This window comes from Exiguobacterium sp. s157 (genome assembly GCF_018618205.1).
Lineage (GTDB): Bacteria > Bacillota > Bacilli > Exiguobacteriales > Exiguobacteriaceae > Exiguobacterium > Exiguobacterium chiriqhucha.
The window spans coordinates 1-487 of the sequence record NZ_JACSLQ010000029.1 but is presented as its reverse complement, the minus strand read 5'-3'; the positions used below and the strand labels follow the sequence as shown (position 1 = coordinate 487).

Here is a 487-nt window from a genome sequence, read left to right as displayed (position 1 = left end):
GCGGTGAGCCAGCAGCTCTTGTTATCGGGCCGTCAGGGAGGCAGCGGTGCGATGAGCGACTTCGCCCTAAGGCGTTAGACGCTCACGCATGAGCCCGGATCACCATTCCTTCTCCCATGCCCCGTCTTCAGACACGCCCCAATCCTCGAAGCGATACTTGATGAGCCAATGGACATGCATCACTTCATATTCGAATACACCCTTGGAGAGCTCTGAGACGACGAAGCTGACGTCCCCATCCGTCACCACCCACGTCCCATATAGATACACGATCTTGATCGGATGCTCTTTCGCATCCAGATAGATCACTACGCGAAAGTAAGGCGAGTTCCGTCCCTCATCGAACCGGACGACCTTCTCGACGCAATGTTCCTTGTCGACAACACGCATCCACTCGGGATGTTCCATCAGTTCCGAGAACACGATCCGGACGAACGGATCCAATCCATCGAACGCATAGTCATCAAGTATCCGCTCGTCCATCACG

General features: G+C 55.0%; 1 protein-coding gene. It reads right to left on the bottom strand.

All coding sequences use genetic code 11. The features are described 5' to 3' along the window. Nucleotides 1–99 precede the first annotated feature (99 nt). Nucleotides 100–487: hypothetical protein (locus tag KNP67_RS15305; protein WP_214756990.1), on the bottom strand; the 388-nt coding region annotated here is incomplete at its 5' end.